A 19,676-nucleotide genomic window follows, 5' to 3' on the forward strand; every position below is an offset into this window, starting at 1 on the left:
ATGCACATTATTCAACTTTTTTCGCCTATGTAATTGACCGTTAGATCTTTAAGAACTTTCTAACGGACATGAAACTTCCCCAAATTCCTATGAAAATACCAAGCACTAAAATTAATGCATTTACTTGATATAGTAACGGTGTTACATCTAACAGTTGTACTAACTCACCGTGCAATCTAGGTTGTAATACGTTAAATACGTTATAATAAACAATTGATACAACAGCGATTGGAAGTATTGAACCTAATACTCCAAGCCACATTCCTTCTAAAACAAATGGAATTCTTACAAATGAATTTGTCGCACCTACTAGTTTCATAATTTCAATTTCGTCCTTGCGGGCAATAATCGTAATACGAATTGTATTTGAAATTAAGAAAATAGCTGTAAATAGTAAGCCTACAATTAATACTAGGCCAACATTTCTACTTGTATTTAAGAAGCTAAATAGTTTCTCTACTTTGCCCTCACCATACACAACTTCATATGTATTTTCCAAATCATCAATTTTCTTTGCAACTTTGGCAGTTTGTTGTGGATCTGTAGCTTTTACATATAGAACGTTTCGTAATGGATTACTTTGTTCGAATAAGCTTAAATCATCACCGAAGTCCTCTATTAATAGATTCAATTCATTTTCTTTTGAGGAATACTGCACTTCTTTCACATCTGGTAAATTTTTTATTTCACTAATTAATTTATCTTCAGCTTGTTTTGCTTGATTTGGATCATCAATTATGTCAATTAATACTTTTATTTCTACATCGTTTTCAATATCATCCGCTACTTTGTTTAAGTTCATCATGATGATTGTAAAAACACCAACTAAAAGTAATGTTACGGTTACAGCACTAATGGAAGCAAATGTCATCCAACCATTACGACTAAGTGTTTTAAAACTTTCTCGGAAGTGCCGTTTAATCGTTCTACCCTTCATAACCGTAATCACCTCCGTCTACGTCACGGACGATTAAGCCGCCTTCTATTGCAATTACTCGTTTACGAATTGCATTTACAATTTCTCTGTTGTGAGTAGCCATCACAACTGTTGTTCCACGGGCATTAATTTCTTCAAAAATGTTCATAATTTCCCATGAAGTTTCAGGGTCTAAGTTTCCTGTAGGCTCGTCCGCAATAACAACTTTCGGCATGTTTACAATAGATCGTGCAATTGAGACACGTTGTTGTTCACCGCCGGAAAGTTCGTTTGGGAACATGCGAACTTTATGTTTTAGACCAACTAAATCTAATACATCCATTACTTGTTTACGAATGGTCTTTGGATGTTCTTCGATTACTTCAAGGGCAAACGCCACATTCTCATAAACATTTAATCTTGGTAACAATTTAAAGTCTTGGAATACAACACCAAGCTGCCGTCTTAAATATGGTACTTGTCGATTTTTTAAAGTTGTTAAATTTGTACCAGCGATAATTACTTCACCGGATGTTGGTTTTTCTTCACGATACATCAATTTAATGAAAGTAGATTTTCCCGCACCGCTTGGTCCAACCACATAGACAAATTCACCTTGTTTTATATCAACTGAAATTCCGTTAGCTGCGACAACACCATTCGGATATTTCTTCACGACGTTATTCATCTGTATCATTAATTAAACCACCTATATTCATATTAAATTCATTATCTATTCATTCACACATTATCTATTATAGCATTCCTTTTCTTTATTTTTATTACATTTTCGTTTCATATTTAGAGTCCATCTACCTATTTTAGTCAATATATTACATTTTTTTAGTATTTCCGAATTACTTTTTCTATCTTTTACAATTTCTTCATATTATTTTCTAACCTATCATCTTAAAAATTGACAAAATTTTTATAGTTCTTTAGTAGAGTAAAAAAACCTAAAAATGTTAGATTATTGTCTAACACTTTTAGGTTGAAATGGAAATTTTTATTAATATAGATTTACTCAGCAATATATCGAACGATTATGCTTCCTGTACGAGATTCGCCAGATAGTTTTAAAATATTGGCATCTTCGATTAATTTCTCAAAATACAATGTTTTAAGTAAAAATTGATCTTCTTCTGATCGAATGACTACATCAGAAAGGCCAACATCTGCTTTTCCAAAGTTAGTTGTTACTTGCCCATCAACAGATATTGTTTTTGGTACATATAGCTCAACAGCTCCAGCTACTGTTTGTGCTTTTACTTTACGTGCATCTTTTGCATTTGTCGTTATAACTAGTGTACCGTTAACCGACTCTGCTTCAACTTCTTTAAGTTCTCCATCGATATAAATACGTCCGTTTACTGTTTCCGTTTCTAAATCTTCTCCTATGACATCACGGAGTTCAATGGATCCATTCCCTGTCTCAATTGACGCATGTTCAAAGGATGTATGATTTACTTTAATTGTCCCATTATACGTTTTTAACTTTATTAATTTTGCATCGAGGCTTTGAACTGTAACAGAACCATTTAATAAACGTACTAAAACTACGTCATATAGTTTCTCAGGTACAACTAAACGTAGAGAAACTTGAGACATTTTTGTCGAAACTGAGATCGTTAATTTCCCGTTTACTAGTTGAACTAATTGTTGTTCAAATTGTTCTTTTGTTTTTTCTTCATTATGATCATTCACAGATGTTTTTACTTGGGCTTCTACTAAAAATTGATTATCTTCCGATTTGATGATATCGACTTTCCCATTCGGTATGTCTATTTCAACACCTTTTATTTCATCGGATTCATAAGCATAGGTTTTCATGAATTGTACCTTTTCTCCAAAAGGAAATTCGAAATCAAAGTCTTTTATTTTCGAAAACGTAGAATTCATCAGCCCAACTACCCGATTACTAAATTGGGATAAATCTTGTTTTAAATCATTCATAAATTCATCCATTTTCTTATTTGTTTCTTTATTGTGAAATGCTTTGCCAAATATATCTTCAAATCCTGTTTTTTTCGATTCTTCTTCTGTATGTTGGGAAGTTTCCTTTTGCTCTGAATCATTTGTCTTTTCCGTATTTGTCGTTAGAGGTACATTCGTTACTTGTGTGGAATCCTTTTCTTTTGTTAACGCCTCAAGTAAAACAATCGCTTCTTCAGCGGAGATTGTTCCATTTTCAACTAATTTTAAAATGCGTTTACGTTCATTTTCCATAAAAAAAGCCTCCCTCTACTTTGTATACTTAATATACGAAGAGGGTGGCTAAAAAGTTTCATTTCTCTTTTATGATAGACAATTGTCGACGATTATTTGTTAGAAGCTTCGGCTAAAAGAGTTTCCATCCGTTTTCTGTCTCTCTCTAATATAGGTTTTAAATATTGACCAGTATAGGATTTTTCATGATTCGCTATTTCCTCTGGAGTGCCTGTAGCGATAATCGTACCGCCATTTTCTCCCCCTTCTGGTCCAAGGTCGATAATATAATCTGCTGTTTTAATAACATCTAAATTATGTTCAATGACAAGAACGGTATCACCATTATCTACAAGTCTTTGTAATACTTTTAAAAGACGGGCTATATCATGGGCATGTAAACCCGTTGTTGGTTCATCTAAAATATAAAACGATTTTCCAGTGGATCGTCGATGTAATTCTGATGCCAATTTAACCCGTTGTGCCTCCCCGCCTGATAATGTAGTGGCAGGTTGTCCGAGTTTCATATAACCTAATCCTACATCAACGATCGTTTGTAGTTTTCTTTGAATTTTAGGGACATTTTCGAAAAATACAACCGCATCTTCAATTGTCATATCTAGTAGTTCAGCAATATTTTTTTCTTTATAACGAACTTCTAAAGTTTCACGATTATATCGTTTCCCATGACAAACTTCACATGGAACATAGACGTCAGGTAAAAAATGCATTTCAATTTTAATAATGCCATCACCACGACATGCTTCACAGCGGCCACCTTTTACATTAAAACTGAAACGTCCCTTTTTATAACCGCGAACCTTAGCTTCATTCGTTGAAGCGAATAAATCGCGAATATCATCAAATACACCTGTATACGTTGCGGGATTAGAACGAGGCGTACGACCGATTGGCGATTGGTCAATATCTATTACTTTGTCTAAATGTTCGATTCCTGATATGTCTTTATGGGCACCTGGTTTTGAGCGGGCACGATTCAATTTTTGAGCAAGGGCTTTATATAAAATTTCATTAATTAATGTAGATTTTCCAGAACCTGATACACCCGTAACGGCAATGAATTGTCCTAGAGGAATATCAACACTTACATTTTTTAAATTATTTTCTGTTGCCCCTTTAATCGTTAGTTTACGTCCATCCAATTTTCTTCGTTCAATCGGAAGGGGAATAAATTTGCTTCCGCTTAAATATTGTCCTGTAATCGATGAAGCGTTTTTCATCACTTCCAAAGGTGTTCCAGAAGCTACAATTTCTCCGCCGTGAACACCAGCACCAGGACCAACATCGATTAGGTAATCAGCGGCTAACATCGTATCCTCATCATGTTCAACGACAATTAATGTATTACCTAAATCCCTCATTTCTTTCATTGTTGCGATAAGTCGGTCATTATCTCGTTGATGGAGTCCGATTGAAGGTTCGTCCAAAATGTATAATACCCCTGTTAAACGTGAACCGATTTGTGTAGCAAGTCGAATTCGTTGCGCTTCTCCACCAGATAGTGTGCCAGCTGCCCTTGATAGCGTTAAATAATCTAACCCAACATTTATAAGGAAGCTCAATCGCTCAGTAATTTCACGGATGATTAATCGGGCAATTTGCATTTCCTTTTCCGAAAGGTTTAATGTAGAGAAAAATTCATACATATCCCCAATCGAATGCTCGGTTGCTTCAGCAATGTGTAACCCTTCTACTTTTACAGCTAATGTTTCCGGCTTTAATCGATACCCTTTACACGTTGGACATGGTTGTTGGGTCATATATTTTTCCATTTGTTCCTTTACGTAATCGGAAGTAGAATCACGGTAACGTCGTTCAATATTACGAATAACTCCTTCAAATTCTATTTCCTTATCATGGACACTGCCGTATTCACTTTCATAATGGAAATGGATTTTTTCCTTCCCAGAACCATATAAAATTTTATCCATTTGGCTTTTCGGTATTTGTGACACCGGTACATCCATTGGGATACCATAGTGATCACAAACGGCTTTTAAAAGTTGTGGGTAATATTGGGAACTTGTTGGCTCCCAAGCAGCAATCGCATGTTCTTCCAAAGTCTTTTCCCAATCAGGAATTAATAAATCAAGATCTACCTCTTGTTTTGTTCCTAATCCGTCACAAGATGGGCAAGCGCCAAAGGGACTGTTAAATGAAAACATACGAGGCTCTAGTTCACCGATGGAAAAACCACACAACGGACAAGCATGATGTTCACTAAATAATAACTCTTCATGTTCCATCACATCCACTATCACTTTTCCATCAGCTAGTTTACATGCTGTTTCTAAAGAGTCACTTAAACGGGACGAAATCCCTTCTTTAATAACGATTCGATCGACTACTACTTCAATATTATGTTTTTTATTTTTATCTAGTTCAATCGAGTCGTCTAAATCCCGCATTTCTCCATCTATTCGAACACGAACAAACCCTTGTTTTTTCAAATCTTCAATTAGTTTAACATGGGTTCCCTTTCGACCCGATACGATTGGTGCGAATAGCTGCATTTTCGTACGTTCTGGATATTCCAATAAGCGATCTACCATTTGTTCGATTGTTTGGGAAGCAATTTCAGTTCCGTGATTTGGACAAATTGGTTTTCCAATTCGAGCAAATAGTAATCGTAAATAATCGTAAATTTCCGTAACCGTCCCTACTGTTGAACGTGGATTTCGACTAGTTGTCTTTTGGTCGATGGAAATAGCAGGTGATAACCCTTCAATTAAGTCAACGTCCGGCTTGTCCATTTGACCTAAAAATTGACGGGCATAGGCCGAAAGGGATTCTACGTACCGGCGTTGCCCTTCAGCATAAATCGTATCGAATGCAAGGGACGATTTACCAGAACCAGATAACCCAGTTATTACAACTAGCTTATCTCGTGGTATCGTTACATTAACATTTTTCAAATTATTTGAACGTGCACCTTGTACAACAATTTCAGTATTTTTCACTATTGATCACCCTTCCACCTTCAACTCAAATATCGTATCTCTCAATTCTGCTGCACGTTCAAAATCAAGGGCTTTCGCAGCTTCCTTCATTTCTAATTCTAAAGATGCAATCAGTTTTTCGATTTCAGATTTCGTCATTTTCTTACCTTTCGTTACTTTAGTAACGTAAGTTTCTTCCTCTTCTGCCGCTTGTGTAGCTCGAATTAATTCTGGTATTTTCTTCTGAATTGTTTTTGGTGTAATGCCATGCTCTTTGTTATATGCTTCTTGAATAGTTCGACGGCGTTTTGTTTCATCAATCGCTTTTTTCATCGAATCTGTTATATGATCTGCATACATAATGACATGACCGTTAGCATTTCGAGCTGCACGACCAATTGTTTGAATTAATGATCGTTCAGAACGTAAAAAACCTTCCTTATCTGCATCCAATATAGCTACAAGGGATACTTCAGGAATATCTAGTCCTTCCCGCAATAGGTTGATTCCAACTAATACGTCATATGTTCCTTTTCGAAGTTCTCTTATTATTTCGATTCGGTCTAGCGTTTTTACTTCTGAATGAAGATATTCTACTTTAATCCCCATTTCTTTAAAGTAATCTGTCAAATCTTCGGCCATTTTCTTTGTTAATGTCGTAACAAGTACTCGTTCTTGTCTTTTTGTTCGTTCGTTAATTTCATCGATTAAGTCATCGATTTGTCCTTCTATTGGACGTACATCGATTGTTGGATCTAATAATCCAGTTGGTCGTATAATTTGTTCTACCATTTCTGGTGTATGCTCTATCTCATATGGTCCAGGTGTGGCGGATACATAGATTGCTTGATGAATATGTTGTTCAAATTCTTCAAATTTTAACGGTCTATTATCCAATGCAGAAGGTAAACGGAATCCATGCTCTACTAATACGTTTTTACGAGCTTGGTCTCCATTATACATTCCTCGTATTTGTGGCAATGTAACATGACTTTCATCAACTACTAATAAAAAATCTTTTGGGAAGTAATCAAGCAACGTATATGGTGTTGCCCCTGCTTCTCTCAACGTTAAGTGACGGGAGTAATTTTCAACTCCCGAACAAAAACCCATTTCCCGCATCATTTCTAAATCGTAATTTGTTCGTTGTTCAAGACGTTGCGCTTCAAGCAATTTATCTTCTGCTCGGAATTTGGCTAACTGTTGTTCAAGTTCCTTTTCAATATTTTCAATCGCCTTCCGCATCTTTTCTTCCCGGGTAACGAAGTGGGAAGCTGGGAAAATCGCTACATGTTCCCGGTCGCCTATAATTTCTCCTGTTAAAGCATCCACTTCTCGGATTCGCTCAATCTCATCACCGAACAATTCAACTCGAATACATTTCTCATCCCGTGATGCTGGGAATATTTCGACCACGTCCCCACGAACACGGAACGTCCCACGGGTAAAGTTCACATCGTTTCTTTCATATTGAATATCTACTAATTTTCGTAGTAATTGATTACGTTCTATTTCCATTCCAGTTCGCAGTGAAACAACCATTTCACGATATTCCTCTGGATTCCCTAAACCATAAATACAGGAAACAGAAGCAATAATGATAACATCCTCTCTCTCAAATAATGAGGATGTTGCCGAGTGTCTTAATTTGTCAATTTCATCATTAATGCTTGAATCTTTTTCAATGTATGTATCGGTTTGTGGTACATACGCTTCTGGTTGATAATAATCGTAGTAACTAACAAAATATTCTACCGCATTATTTGGGAAAAATTGTTTAAATTCACTATAAAGCTGACCTGCCAATGTTTTATTATGGGCAATGACGAGGGTTGGCTTCTTCACTTCTTTAATAACGTTAGAAATTGTAAATGTTTTCCCTGTACCAGTAGCCCCGAGTAATGTCTGATGTCTTTTGCCCTCTTTTATTCCTTTAACAAGTTCTACAATAGCATTAGGCTGATCCCCACTCGGTTTATAGGCAGAATGCAATTCAAAAGTTTCGGTCATTTATCGTTCGTCCTTTCCACCCAAATGTTCTATGAATAAATTTTAGCATAACCAATCGAAAAATACGATTAATAAGCGAACGTACATTCTTAAAAAGATTATTGATCATATATCTAATACTAATTTTTACCATAGATTGGATTATTAAAACTTATAAAAGAAAAACGACGATCCATGTAAACATTTACTGCAAGGATCGACGCTATAATCTGCTTATAAATTTTTCTACTATTTCATCAACGAAGACTGCTTTTTATATAAAAATATATAGGAAAACAAATAAACCACCTTTAAGTTAATTGTCTACCCAAATGTTACATTCGGATTTAGACAACAACTCTTTAGGTGGCTTATAAAACTTGGCATTATGTTACATTAATGTCTCTTGCGATTCGTCCAACTCTTGAGATTCTTGTAACTCATTAAGCTCTTTTGTATAAGTATAAAACGCGTCTTCATTTCTTTCATCTAATGCACTATCGATGAGATCTTTCAACTGTTCAATTCTTTGCAATCTTTGCATGCGGTTTAAAAACAAGTCCAAATAAATGTCATTCAATAATTTTTCAGATTCGTTTGCATGTTGATAGTGTCCAACTGCCTTAAGAAAATCTGTGTATGAATAATATTTATCCATCGATAATCACCCCGATTCCCTTTTTTCTATTATAAAAAATCGGTTATCAATTTGCAATATATTCTGAAAAATATGTGATTTTTTCTTAAATTGGTGTTAGTAACAATTTATATGATTTCCTTACATATTAGCCAACAGAATTAATAGATTGAGGACTTTTGAATAAATTATTCCTTCCATTTATTATTTAAAATTTTATTTTAATTTAATTAAAAACGGAGAAATTTAAATTTAAGAATTTTTCAAAATTTCCCATTGAAATAGTTCTAATATCATATTATGATTTTCTTAAATCGGTTATATAGCATTAATTAGATATTGAAAAGGAGGATGTTTATGTTGGAAGATGTAAATGTTGTTAATTCTTATCATATCTCATTTAATACTTATTTAATCGAACCTATGGAACATGGAGAAAAACTATACTCTCGCGTTTACGATAAAAACGGAGAAATTATTGTCGAAAGAAAACCTCTTTACATAGTAAGAAAATCCTGTTATGCAATGGGCAGTAATTATAATGCAGCACGTATGGTTGCGAAACGTTTCTTTGGTAAAGAGAAACATAAATTGCCTATCATTATTTCTCATGATTATGGGATACCTTGTGTCTTCTTCCCGCTTCTATCTCCTGCGTCGCCTAGTAATGTTTGGATTGGACTTCATGCGATTATTAATATACGCCGTTTAAAAGACTTTACCGAAATTACTTTAAAAAATGGAAAAGAACTCGTTCTACAAATTAATTACTCATCCTTCTGTTCCCAATACGTATGCGCAACAATGCTGCAAAAATATGCTGCTAACCAGCGACTGATCATTCAAAATGAATTACCCTTTTGAGTAATTGTTGAAGCTTTATTTAAATATAATTTAAGCAAATCTTCAACTTGATTTCGAAGTCGTATATTTGAATACCTTCTAACTTCCATTATTTTCATATAATGGAAGTGGTACTCAGTAAATAATTCATCGCGGTTTCCTTGAACAACTCTAAGCTGATGATTTTTCAAATAATCCTTTGTTTTTTTTAAATCATCTTCTGCGTATCTTCTTGCTTCATCAATTAAATAAATATAGGGACGCTTTAACTTAAACTGTCCATTTTCTATTTGTGCATGGTCTTTTTCTAAAACGATTAATAACATTGGTAAATAGATGGCCGCTTCTAGATATGGGACAGTTTCAATGGGAATATGTGCCATTAAAAAACCCTCCTAAACAGTAGAACACTTGTTCTTATTATTATATTACAACAAATTTTAAAAAATGCAATTACTGAATACAGGAAAATAATAGTATGTCTAAAGAGGATGATCTTTCGAGAGAAAAGCAATACTTTATAGTTAAAAATATGAATTAACTCTATTTGCTAATAACCGATGAATAAAATACATCTAAGAGTCATTCAGAAAATACGATCTATCTCTTATTATTAGACAAATAAATATAAAATAATAAAAACCTTTTCGATCAAGGAATTTCATCCTTATCGAAAAGGTTTTGAAGTAATTATTACTGTCCAATACGTGAACGTAAGAAGGCGTTGATGAAATCATCTAAATCTCCGTCCATTACCCCTTGAACATTACCTGTTTCAAAATTTGTACGGTGGTCTTTTACCATTGAATAAGGGTGGAATACATAAGAACGAATTTGAGAACCCCAACCAATTTCTTTCTGTTCTCCACGAATAGCAGCCAATTCAGCTTGTTGTTTCTCAATTTCAAGTTGGTATAACTTTGCTTTTAACATACTCATCGCTTTTTCACGGTTTTTAATTTGAGACCGCTCTGCTTGGCAAGAAACAACTACGCCTGTAGGAATGTGCGTAATACGAACAGCTGAGTCCGTCGTATTAATGTGCTGACCACCAGCACCAGTTGCACGATACGTATCAATTTTTAAATCTTCCGTTCGAACTTCGATTTCAATTTCATTATTAAACTCTGGCATTACATCACAGGAAACAAAGGAAGTATGACGACGTCCAGCTGAGTCAAAGGGTGAAATACGTACTAAACGATGTACGCCCTTTTCCGCCTTTAAATAGCCATATGCGTTATGTCCCTGAATTAATAAAGTAACAGATTTTATACCGGCTTCATCACCTGGCAAGTAATCCATTGTTTCTACTTTAAAGCCACGTTTTTCAGCCCAACGAGTGTACATACGTAATAACATCGAACCCCAATCTTGAGATTCGGTTCCACCAGCACCTGGGTGAAGTTCTAAAATTGCATTATTTTTATCGTATGGTTCACTTAAAAGCATTTGAAGCTCAAACTGATCCATTTTCCGTTGAAACTCTTCTAATTCATTACCTAGTTCGGATTGTAAATCTTCATCCGGCTCTTCTTTTAAAAGTTCTAACGTCATTTCTAAATTTTCATGGGTCATAATCAAGTCATTAAATTCATTAACGATTGCTTTTAAACCGTTTGCTTCATTGATGACTGTTTGTGCCGCGTTTTGGTCATTCCAAAAATCCGGCATCAGCATCATTTCATCCAATTCTTGAATACGCGCCTCTTTGTTTTCTAAGTCAAAGAGACCCCCTGAAGTCCGCCAATTTTGAGGCTGTAGTTTCCAACGTGTTTCTTACATCTGATAATTCAATCATTAAAAATCCTCCGTACTATATAATTAAATTGAGAGAACCGTACCATCATAAGATGACTACGGTTCAAGTTCATAAATAAAGGGTCTTCGATTTACTCTACACCATGGCAGTTTTTGTATTTTTTGCCGCTACCGCATGGGCATGGATCGTTACGGCCAATTGTATCGGATTTACGAATCGGTTGTTTTTTCTTCGGTGCAGCTTCTTCTTTCGGATTAACTGCCTGTCCTTTTGCAACCTCTTCCCGTTCTAAATTGTTGCGAATTTGGGCTTTCAGTGCATATTTCGTTACATCTTCACGAATAGAAGCAATCATATCTTCAAACATTGCAAATCCTTCTTGTTCATATTCGCGTAACGGATCATTTTGACCATAAGCACGTAAATGGATACCTTGACGTAATTGATCCATCGCATCAATATGATCAATCCATTTCGTATCAATTGAACGAAGTAAAATAACCTTTTCAAATTCACGCATACGTTCAGGAGATAACTGTTGTTCTTTTTCATCATAACGTTTTTGAACTTCTGCATAAATATATTGAATCATCTCTTCAGGTGATTTTCCTTCAAGATCGCTCGCTTTAATAGCTCCCTCTTCTAATAAATTTGCTTGAATGTAATCTTCGAGGGCTTTTAAATTCCAATCTTTTTGTTCGCCTTGTGTATGAACAGCGACGATGTTTTCAATAGACTCTTGAATCATCGCCTCAACTAAAGAACGCATATTTTCCGTTTCAAGAACATCACGGCGCTCTTTGTAAATAACTTCCCGTTGTTGACGAAGTACATCATCATATTGTAATAAACGTTTACGAGCATCGAAGTTATTACCTTCAACTCGTTTTTGTGCAGATTCAACCGCTTTTGATACCATTCCTGATTGGATAGGTTGAGTATCATCCATACCAAGTCTCGTCATCATCGCTTTCATTTTATCTGAGCCGAAGCGACGCATTAAATCATCTTCTAAAGATAAGTAGAATTGGGTAACACCAGGATCCCCTTGACGTCCAGAACGACCGCGCAGCTGATTATCAATACGACGGGATTCGTGACGTTCCGTACCAATGACAGCCAAGCCTCCAAGCTCTAAAACGCCATCTCCTAATTTAATGTCAGTACCACGACCAGCCATGTTCGTTGCAATCGTTACAGCACCTTTATTCCCCGCATTAGCAATAATTTCAGCTTCCCGCTCATGATTTTTCGCGTTCAAAACATTGTGAGGAATTTTATGTTTATCTAGTAATTTCGAAATGATTTCAGACGTTTCAATCGCCACTGTCCCAACTAAAACTGGTTGCCCTTTTTTATGACGTTCCGCAATTTCAGCGGCAACCGCATTAAATTTCCCATTCATCGTAGCAAAAATTAAATCCGGTCTATCTTCACGGGCAATTGGTTTGTTTGTAGGAATGACAACTACTTGCATATTGTAAATATTACGGAACTCTTCTTCTTCCGTTTTTGCTGTTCCGGTCATACCAGCCAGTTTCTCATACATACGGAAGTAGTTTTGGAACGTAATCGTTGCCATCGTCATTGATTCATTTTGAATATCTACACCTTCTTTTGCTTCAATTGCTTGGTGTAGACCGTCAGAATAACGGCGTCCTTTCATTAAACGTCCTGTAAATCCATCGACAATGACAATTTCTCCATCTTGAACGACATAATCAACATCGCGATGCATAGAAACATGGGCTTTTAATGATTGGTTGATAGCATGGAGTAATCTTACATGGGATAAATCAAATAGGTTATCAATATTAAAAGCCTTTTCTGCTTTAGCAATACCAGTTTCCGTTAATGTAACCCCTTTTGTTGTTTCATCATAAGTGTAATCTTCTTCTGCTTTTAACAAGCGAACAAACATATTCGATTGAACATAAAGCTGGGCAGTTTTCCCTGCTTGACCTGAAATAATTAAAGGCGTACGTGCTTCATCAATTAAGATGGAGTCAACTTCGTCAATTACAGCGTAATAAAGAGGTCGTTGTACTCGCTCTTCTTTATAAAGCACCATGTTATCACGTAAATAGTCAAAACCAAGTTCATTGTTCGTACTATATGTAATATCAGCAGCATAGGCTTCACGTTTTTCTTCTTTCGATAGGCTATTTAAATTTAACCCTACCGTTAAACCTAGGAAATTATATAATTGACCCATTTCATTAGCGTCACGGCTAGCAAGATATTCATTGACTGTTACAACATGTACACCTTTCCCAGTTATAGCGTTTAAATAGACCGCCATTGTAGAAGTTAATGTTTTCCCTTCCCCGGTTTTCATCTCGGCAATATTACCTTCATTTAATGTAGCAGCACCCATAATTTGAACGCGGAATGGATACATCCCTAGTACACGACGAGATGCTTCCCGACATACGGCGAAGGCTTCTGGAAGTAACTGCTCCAATGTCTCCCCATTTTGATAACGCTCTTTGAATTCAGTCGTTTTTTCTTTTAAGTCTTCGTCACTTAACTGTTCCATCTGAGAAGCTAGAGCTTCGACTTGATCAGCAATTTTGTTTAATTTTTTAATTTCTTTTTTGTTAAGATCAAATATTTTATTTAAAATGTTAGCCATGAAATTTTTCACTTCCCATATAGTCTTAATACATATTTTATCACTACCTATATAGTAGGTGCAAATACCCTTCCTATTTTCGACGAATGTAACTAACCTCCAGAAAGTTTTCTTTGAAAGAAGTATAAAAATTAAACATTTCGTGAAGAAGGATAAAAGATGAATCTTATAGAAATACAATTAGAACCATAATTATATTGTAAGGAGAGATGGAAGTGGCAATTCAATTATATTTCGTTTTCAATGGAAATTGTCGAGAAGCAGTAGAATTTTATGCAAAAGTTTTTAAAACAGAGGAACCGAACATTATGTCTTTCGGTGATGCTCCACCGGATCCAAATCATACGATTCCAGAGGAAGCGAAACATTTAGTCATGCATGCAAACTTGGAAATTGCTGGCAGCAAAGTGATGTTTTCAGATACATGGCCTGGCTCTCCTTTTACTGTAGGAAACAATATTACAATAGCCGTTGTAAGTGAAGATGAAGAGTTGATTCGTTCTGCCTTTGATGGTTTAAAAGAAGGTGGGAAAGTGAACATGGAACTACAAGAAACTTTCTGGAGCAAATGTTATGGCCAAGTAGTGGACAAATTTGGCATCGAATGGCAACTAAGTCTAGAAAGTAAAGAACAATAAATCAAAAAACGGACTTTATTCCCGCATATCATTGGAATAAAGTCTTTTATTTTTCCTAACTACATATTCGTACGACTGTTTGCTCCCATTGTTTCTTCCATTCTACCCAATTCAAATTCTTAACATATATTAGAGAGAAGTTACTACCGAATGAACAAACTAGAAAGAGGGTTTAAGGGTGGGGAAGGAGAGTTCCAAGCTTACTTCGTATGTATTGTTAATTTTATTAATCGTTATTTGGGGAGTTAGTTGGCCAATTTATAAAAATGGGGTAAGTTTTATGCCACCCCTTCTTTTTGCAGGAATAAGAGCTTTTATTGGAGGCATTCTTTTATTTTTCATTGCATGGAAAAGTCGTTATATCCTCCAATTTCGGAAGAACTGGCATTACTATGCTATTTCTGCCACATTGAACATTGTCCTTTATTTAGGAATCCAAACAGTTGGGCTTATTTATTTACCGGGTGGATTGTTCTCCGTTCTTGTCTATTTTCAACCTGTACTGTTAGGCATCCTCGCATGGTTGTTTTTAGGAGAGGGGATGACGATTACGAAAATAATCGGCTTAATCATTGGATTTATTGGGATATTACTTGTGAGCATTGAAGGACTGACCATCCACCTTTCCATTATAGGAGTATCCCTAGCCCTTGCAACCGCTCTAGTATGGGCAAGTGGCGTTGTTTATGTAAAGAAAAATAAAGAGAAGGTAGATCCTTACTGGATGGTCGTTATGCAACTAGTTATCGGTGGGGCCTTTTTATTAACGGCTGGATTTATTGTAGAAGATGTGCAACTCATTAGTTGGAACGGTGAGCTTATTTCAAGCATTATTTGGGGATCAACAGCAGGAATGGCCATTGCACAATTCCTTTATTATAAATTAATAAATGAAGGAGAAGCGAGCAAAGTAGGAGCTTTTACTTTTATCGTCCCGATTATTTCAGTCATTATTAGTGCCATTTTTTTAGATGAAACGATTACGATCAACTTATTTTTTGGCATGATTCTCGTAGGAACGAGTATTTATTTAGTGAATTATCAACGAAAAAAACTTTCAGCTTAAAATGAAAATACTCCGGAAGGGTCATTCTTTAGGAGTATTTCCTCTTCATAAAGACAAAAGAACCCTTATTATAATAAGGGTTCTTAATGCAGACAATGAACTCTTGTCCTTATCTATTTATTTTAGTTTGTTTCGATTAATCCATATTTTCCATCACGGCGTTTATAAACGATGTTCGTATGGTTCGATTCTGCGTCTGTATATACGAAGAAATCATGACCAAGTAAATTCATTTGAAGAATAGCTTCTTCCTGATCCATCGGTTTTAAGTCAAATTGCTTTGTTCGAACTACTGTAAATTCCTCATCATCTGTCGTTGTTGCTGCGATGCCGTTCCCTACTTCATGGGCAAAGTAAACACCTGCCCCTTCACGTTCACGGAATTTACGGTTAACCTTTGTTTTATGTTTACGAATTTGGCGCTCAAGTTTGTCAACGATTAAATCGATTGCTGCATACATATCATCATGACGTTCTTCTGCACGAAGTGTGACATTTTTCATAGGAATTGTTACTTCGACCTTTGTTTGCTTGTCATTGTACACTTTTAAATTGACATTAGCGTTTGCATTAACACCTTCGCTGAAATAACGTTCGATTTTCTCGATTTTATTTTCAACGTAGTCGCGAATCGCTGGAGTTACCTCAATGTTTTCACCACGAATGTTAAAGTTAATCATGTAAACTCCTCCTTTGTTACACCTATGTAAATATATATTCGCCATCGGTTCAAAAAATCCTACCAGTTTAAAAGAATATTTTTCATCTTTCGACATTTTTATTCACAAAAAATTAACATACCGAGAAAATACTTATATAACATGTAAATGTAACGTTAAAATTTCTAAGTAACAAAACTAAAGTAAAAGAAAAAGCCTTACAAATGTAAGACTTGTTTCCTGCACAACGATTAAACTTGTTGTGTATTACTATATTGTTGTTGACGAGTAATTTGAATTACTTGTTTCCAAGTATCACGAAACTCAGTTGTTAACCCAATGACTTCATCGATAATCACAGTATCATTTTTCACATTTGCCTCCATTAGACGGCGATTCATATATTCATATAACGGAAGCATTTGTTTCGAAATGTCATAGTCCATATTTAAAGTGGACATCAACTCTTGAATAATAGCTTGAGCCTTTTGAAGGTTTGTATTTTTTTCTTGGATGTTTTGTTCTTCTATTGCTTTTTTTGCCTTCGTTAAAAACTTCAAACAGCCGTTATATAACATTAACGTCAGTTCTCCAGGCGAAGCAGTTGTCACACTGTTTTGTTTGTAAGCATTAAGTGCGGAATTTTGTACTGCCAATATGGGACACTCCTTTAGAGAGATACATTATAGTTTTCATACCAAGTAATTATCTACCTATTCATTTTTATTGAATTGGCTAACAAATACTTTATTTTTTCTTATCGTAATACATGCCGTCCATTACTTGAACGGATGCATACGGATTCATATATTGTTTTTCATGTTTCTTTGATTGTTGCAAATCTTTCATATCTTGCTTCACAAGTTTCATCGTATCGTCTAGGCGTGCTCGAATCCCACTATCCAACTCTACTAAAGTGGTATGAAGTTTATTTGTTGGATCCATTTGAAAGCCTTCTTGTCGAAGCTTTTCAACAATCGTACCGCGCTCATCCAACATGTCGTTGATTTCATCAATAAATTCGGAACGCTCTTCCCCTTTAGGAATGTTCGTTAAATGTTTCAATAGTTTCGCGGATATTTGTAAAAGTTGCTGTGTATTATCCATTGGTCTACTCCAATCAAAAGGAATTAATTTATGCTGTTTGGAAAAGACTTGCTTGGCTATTTGCTTTGTTAATGGCCGATTCCATTGCCGTGAACTGTCTCCAGTAACGCTCTTCAATGTTTTCTAACTTATCTAACCATCTCTTGATACTGCTATCTACTTCATTCAAACGTTTTCCTAAAGTAAACGTATCATTTGTTGAAGTTGATTTCCCTGCTTTTTTCTCAATGTCTGTTGTAAACTCTTTTAGTTCGTCACGTAATCGTTGGGCTATTCCGCGCGAGTCAACAGTTTTTCCATTTTCATCCTTTGTAACAGAACCTGTTTGTGTAAACATAGATGCCACTTGGTCTGGATTTTTTTCGATAGCACTACGCAATTTATCTTCATCAATAACTAGTTTACCACCATCCGAGTAAGTGGAAGATGTCGTAATTCCTATTTCTGCTAAAGAATCCATTGTAGCATCACCTAAACCTGCTACAGAATTCATAAATGAGCTACGCATACCATATAAACCGTTCGTTAAAATGGAATCATTTCTTAGCAAACCTGATTTAGCTTTTGCTTCCCATTTTTCAATTTCGTCTTCAGACATTTCTTCTTTTTGCTCGTCTGTTAACGGTGGATAATTACGATCATAGCTCTCTTTTAATTTGCTATTAATTGTCGTTACAAGCCCATTATAAGTTTCAACAAACTTTTTAATTTTGTCCACCATATCATCAACGTCTGTTGATGAAGTAAGTGTAACAGGGTTAATAGTTGTTGCATTACTTATTTCATTATTTAAGAACGAATTTAAATCAACTTCATTATTAGAAGAATCGTAAGCTTTATTCGTATTAAAATCGTATGTAATTCCATAGTTTTTCGTTAAAGCATCACTTAAAGTAGACTTTGCTGAATTCAAATTATTTGTAGCTGTTTCAGCATTAACGATACTTGTTTCTAATTGTTTGTTTGCATCGAAATAAGCTTTAACATCTGTAAAAGTTTGATCTGTTTCACCATTTAAATTATCTGCCAAACCTTTGAAAATCGAAGCTGATGAAGTGAATGAAATAGAAGCTTCTGCATCTCCTGTTGCTTCTGTCTCAGAAATGAACATCTTTTTTAACTGTTCCACTTCAGATTCAGTAAATAAATTTGTTTCACTATCGGCAGAATATAAGCCTTCCAGTTCTGTTTTTAACACAGCCGGATCCTCAAAATTCAAAGAAGAAAGTTTCTTTAATTTTTCTGCTCCGTTTTCTCCTAAATTCATTAAATAAGCATTTAATGCATCATCTGTTTCAACTGAGTCAATCGCTGAACGAATGTTCGAACTTAAAGCTGATTTTTTTGCCGATACATCATTTTGAGCAGCATCCAAATTATTCATTGCATCATTATACTCAGAAGAAGCAATAATGTAATTATTGTACATATTTTTTGTGTAATCTGCTGTTATAGACTGATTATTAAAAGTCGAGCTAAGGGTTACTGTATAACCATTTATAGTAAATGTATTGGAACTTCTTTCAGTCGCAATTCCATTTATAGAAAAGATCGCATTTTGACCACCAGAAGCTAAATCAAGAGAAGTACTACTATCAAAGTTGCCAGTTTGATCACCAAAACCAAGCTTATTAAATAAAGTAGCACCCGTTCCAGCCGATACAGTTACCTCGGCTCCATTTTCGATATCCCCCATATTTTTTGCAGTAATGGAAAGTTTGCCGTTCTCGAAAAGGGCAGTAACGCCAATATCGCTACTATTAATTTTTTTAACTAATGAATCAACTGTTTCATTTGCATCAATTGTAAATTCTTTTGAACTTAATGTACCACTACTATTAATCGCACTTAAAGTAAATTTGGAACCACTTGCTAAACCGGTTAAATCGGTAATTTTACTTGAACCTGTAGCTACAATCGTTGACCCTACTCCTTGTGCTGATTTCGCTAATTGACTTACACCATCAATCGAAATAGTACCTGTAGCAGAGGAACTAGCCGTTGCAGTTACATAGGATGAATTGGAAGATGTTACTGTTTTTTTATAAAAGTTACTTGATAGACGATAATTATCGAATAAAAAATCATCAAAAGAACTTAAAGCTGTATTAATTTCTCGATAGGCATCCCGTTGCCATTCGTATTTTTGTTGTTGTTGATAAAGCTTGTTTAAAGGCGCTTTTTCAGCAGACATTAACTTTTCAACAATCGAGTCAATGTCCATACCAGATGCTAACCCACCTACACGTGTTACCATTT

Annotated in this window: 16 protein-coding genes; 3 read left to right on the forward strand and 13 right to left on the reverse strand. The window is 35.3% G+C overall.

The window, feature by feature from the left end:
* Positions 1–40: 40 nt before the first annotated feature.
* The 6 genes from ftsX to EC501_RS04180 form a co-directional block, all read right to left on the reverse strand.
* Positions 41–937, reverse strand: coding sequence for a permease-like cell division protein FtsX (gene ftsX, locus EC501_RS04155; RefSeq protein ID WP_122971035.1), 897 nt, complete (start codon positions 935–937; stop codon positions 41–43).
* Positions 927–1,613, reverse strand: coding sequence for a cell division ATP-binding protein FtsE (gene ftsE, locus EC501_RS04160; protein ID WP_122971036.1), 687 nt, complete (start codon positions 1,611–1,613; stop codon positions 927–929). The genes ftsX and ftsE overlap by 11 nt, the downstream gene beginning before the upstream one ends.
* A gap of 323 nt (positions 1,614–1,936) precedes the next feature.
* Entirely contained in the window at positions 1,937–3,142 is a 1,206-nt protein-coding gene (locus EC501_RS04165; RefSeq protein WP_122971037.1) for an SHOCT-like domain-containing protein, read from the reverse strand.
* Between the two features lie 92 nt (positions 3,143–3,234).
* On the reverse strand, positions 3,235–6,102 hold the full coding sequence (gene uvrA, locus EC501_RS04170) for an excinuclease ABC subunit UvrA (RefSeq protein WP_122971038.1): 2,868 nt from the start codon (positions 6,100–6,102) through the stop codon (positions 3,235–3,237).
* Positions 6,103–6,108: 6 nt separating this feature from the next.
* Positions 6,109–8,091 carry an excinuclease ABC subunit UvrB gene (uvrB, locus tag EC501_RS04175; RefSeq protein ID WP_122971039.1) on the reverse strand — a complete coding sequence of 661 codons (1,983 nt, stop codon included), beginning with the start codon at positions 8,089–8,091 and terminating at the stop codon, positions 6,109–6,111.
* 370 nt (positions 8,092–8,461) lie between these two features.
* Complete coding sequence (locus EC501_RS04180; RefSeq protein ID WP_122971040.1) at positions 8,462–8,728, reverse strand: IDEAL domain-containing protein; 267 nt, start codon at positions 8,726–8,728, stop codon at positions 8,462–8,464.
* A 336-nt stretch (positions 8,729–9,064) separates the two neighbouring features.
* Between EC501_RS04180 and EC501_RS04185 the strand changes: the two genes are divergently transcribed.
* Positions 9,065–9,571, forward strand: a complete 507-nt coding sequence (locus EC501_RS04185) for a competence protein ComK (RefSeq protein WP_122971041.1) — start codon at positions 9,065–9,067, stop codon at positions 9,569–9,571.
* Here EC501_RS04185 and EC501_RS04190 read toward each other — a convergent pair.
* The 3 genes from EC501_RS04190 to secA form a co-directional block, all read right to left on the reverse strand.
* Positions 9,550–9,933 (reverse strand): YhjD family protein, encoded by a 384-nt coding sequence (locus tag EC501_RS04190; RefSeq protein WP_122971042.1) that lies wholly within the window; start codon positions 9,931–9,933, stop codon positions 9,550–9,552. The genes EC501_RS04185 and EC501_RS04190 overlap by 22 nt on opposite strands.
* Positions 9,934–10,243: 310 nt before the next feature.
* Positions 10,244–11,348, reverse strand: a protein-coding gene (gene prfB / locus EC501_RS04195; RefSeq protein WP_122971076.1) for a peptide chain release factor 2 whose coding sequence is annotated in 2 segments (ribosomal slippage) — positions 10,244–11,275 and positions 11,277–11,348 — 1,104 coding nt in all. Because the reading frame shifts where the segments join, the coding sequence is not laid out codon by codon here.
* Positions 11,349–11,442: 94 nt separating this feature from the next.
* Positions 11,443–13,947, reverse strand: coding sequence for a preprotein translocase subunit SecA (gene secA, locus EC501_RS04200; RefSeq protein WP_122971043.1), 2,505 nt, complete (start codon positions 13,945–13,947; stop codon positions 11,443–11,445).
* Between the two features lie 209 nt (positions 13,948–14,156).
* Between secA and EC501_RS04205 the strand changes: the two genes are divergently transcribed.
* Positions 14,157–14,585 (forward strand): VOC family protein, encoded by a 429-nt coding sequence (locus tag EC501_RS04205; RefSeq protein ID WP_421930384.1) that lies wholly within the window; start codon positions 14,157–14,159, stop codon positions 14,583–14,585.
* A 178-nt stretch (positions 14,586–14,763) separates the two neighbouring features.
* Positions 14,764–15,651, forward strand: a complete 888-nt coding sequence (locus EC501_RS04210; RefSeq protein ID WP_122971045.1) for a DMT family transporter — start codon at positions 14,764–14,766, stop codon at positions 15,649–15,651.
* Between the two features lie 122 nt (positions 15,652–15,773).
* On the opposite strand, the gene hpf is transcribed toward EC501_RS04210, so the two are convergent.
* The 4 genes from hpf to fliD all read right to left on the reverse strand — a co-directional run bounded on the left by hpf (position 15,774) and on the right by fliD (position 19,674).
* Positions 15,774–16,331, reverse strand: coding sequence for a ribosome hibernation-promoting factor, HPF/YfiA family (hpf, locus tag EC501_RS04215; RefSeq protein ID WP_122971046.1), 558 nt, complete (start codon positions 16,329–16,331; stop codon positions 15,774–15,776).
* A 230-nt stretch (positions 16,332–16,561) separates the two neighbouring features.
* A complete protein-coding gene (fliS, locus tag EC501_RS04220; RefSeq protein ID WP_122971047.1) occupies positions 16,562–16,966 on the reverse strand; it encodes a flagellar export chaperone FliS in 405 nt (134 codons plus the stop codon).
* 91 nt (positions 16,967–17,057) lie between these two features.
* Entirely contained in the window at positions 17,058–17,417 is a 360-nt protein-coding gene (gene fliT, locus EC501_RS04225) for a flagellar protein FliT (protein WP_122971048.1), read from the reverse strand.
* A 28-nt stretch (positions 17,418–17,445) separates the two neighbouring features.
* Positions 17,446–19,674, reverse strand: a complete 2,229-nt coding sequence (gene fliD, locus EC501_RS04230; protein WP_122971049.1) for a flagellar filament capping protein FliD — start codon at positions 19,672–19,674, stop codon at positions 17,446–17,448.
* Positions 19,675–19,676: the final 2 nt, after the last annotated feature.

Source organism: Lysinibacillus halotolerans (genome assembly GCF_003711845.1).
GTDB classification, from domain to species: domain Bacteria; phylum Bacillota; class Bacilli; order Bacillales_A; family Planococcaceae; genus Ureibacillus; species Ureibacillus halotolerans.

Bases quoted from the DNA above. Each gene is read 5' to 3' on its own strand.
- ftsX (WP_122971035.1), bottom strand. From the start codon at position 937: ATGAAGGGTAGAACGATTAAACGGCACTTCCGAGAAAGTTTTAAAACA.
- ftsE (WP_122971036.1), bottom strand. From the start codon at position 1,613: ATGATACAGATGAATAACGTCGTGAAGAAATATCCGAATGGTGTTGTC.
- EC501_RS04165 (WP_122971037.1), bottom strand. From the start codon at position 3,142: ATGGAAAATGAACGTAAACGCATTTTAAAATTAGTTGAAAATGGAACA.
- uvrB (WP_122971039.1), bottom strand. From the start codon at position 8,091: ATGACCGAAACTTTTGAATTGCATTCTGCCTATAAACCGAGTGGGGAT.
- EC501_RS04180 (WP_122971040.1), bottom strand. From the start codon at position 8,728: ATGGATAAATATTATTCATACACAGATTTTCTTAAGGCAGTTGGACAC.
- EC501_RS04185 (WP_122971041.1), top strand. From the start codon at position 9,065: ATGTTGGAAGATGTAAATGTTGTTAATTCTTATCATATCTCATTTAAT.
- EC501_RS04190 (WP_122971042.1), bottom strand. From the start codon at position 9,933: ATGGCACATATTCCCATTGAAACTGTCCCATATCTAGAAGCGGCCATC.
- secA (WP_122971043.1), bottom strand. From the start codon at position 13,947: ATGGCTAACATTTTAAATAAAATATTTGATCTTAACAAAAAAGAAATT.
- EC501_RS04205 (WP_421930384.1), top strand. From the start codon at position 14,157: ATGGAAGTGGCAATTCAATTATATTTCGTTTTCAATGGAAATTGTCGA.
- hpf (WP_122971046.1), bottom strand. From the start codon at position 16,331: ATGATTAACTTTAACATTCGTGGTGAAAACATTGAGGTAACTCCAGCG.
- fliT (WP_122971048.1), bottom strand. From the start codon at position 17,417: ATGGATAATACACAGCAACTTTTACAAATATCCGCGAAACTATTGAAA.
- fliD (WP_122971049.1), bottom strand. From the start codon at position 19,674: ATGGTAACACGTGTAGGTGGGTTAGCATCTGGTATGGACATTGACTCG.